Below are 725 nucleotides of genomic sequence, written 5' to 3'. Positions count from 1 at the left end.
AATGCTTTATCAACAGTCTACTCATGGCAAAGGTAAAGAAATCAGTTTATCTCACGATGTTCTAGATGCTTTAGTCCTAAAAGATGCAATAGTCACCTTAGACTCGCTGCATTGCTTAGCGCCAACAATGGCGCAAATCACGGAAAAGAATGGTGACTTCACCATTCAGCTAAAAAAGAATCAACCCAATCTTTTCGGGCATGTGACAGACGCTTTTTCAGCTGTTTATAGTCAACCAGATAGCATGGCGGAATGTACCCAAGAAAATGAAGGACATGGTCGCAAAGAATGGCGTAATATCATGCAGATAGAGGCGAATCTCCCACCTGAGTTGAAAGAAAAGTGGCCTCATATAAAAAGCTTTATTGAAGTGGCAAGTGAGCGTACTTGCAATGGAAAAGGAACAAGAGATTCACGCTGGTATGTTAGCTCATTAGAGGTTGATGTTGAACTTGCTGCTCGGACAGTCAGAGAGCATTGGTTGGTTGAAAACCAGCTTCATTGGGTTCTTGATGTCGTATTCAGAGAAGATGAACTAAAAGTAAAAGACCCAGATGGAGCTGCTCACTTAGCGGCATTTAATCGTGCTGCGTTGAACACGATAAAGCAGGATGAGAGTGACAAAGATAGCTTGGCTGCCAAACGTAGAAAGTCAGGTTGGTCTGGTGAATATCGCTCAAAAATAATATTTGGCTAATATTTATTCAAAGTGGAATCCCGCCCTG

1 protein-coding gene is annotated in these 725 nt (G+C 42.1%); it reads left to right on the top strand.

All coding sequences use genetic code 11. The annotated features are described in order from the left end of the window. The coding region (locus tag VTH8203_RS18305; protein ID WP_158296186.1) for an ISAs1 family transposase at positions 1 to 697 on the top strand (697 nt) is incomplete at its 5' end. Positions 698 to 725: the final 28 nt, after the last annotated feature.

The sequence above is a fragment of the Vibrio thalassae genome, assembly GCF_900089835.1.
GTDB lineage: Bacteria > Pseudomonadota > Gammaproteobacteria > Enterobacterales > Vibrionaceae > Vibrio > Vibrio thalassae.
Note: the sequence above shows the minus strand (reverse complement) of the source record. Positions and strands in the feature narration are given on the sequence as shown.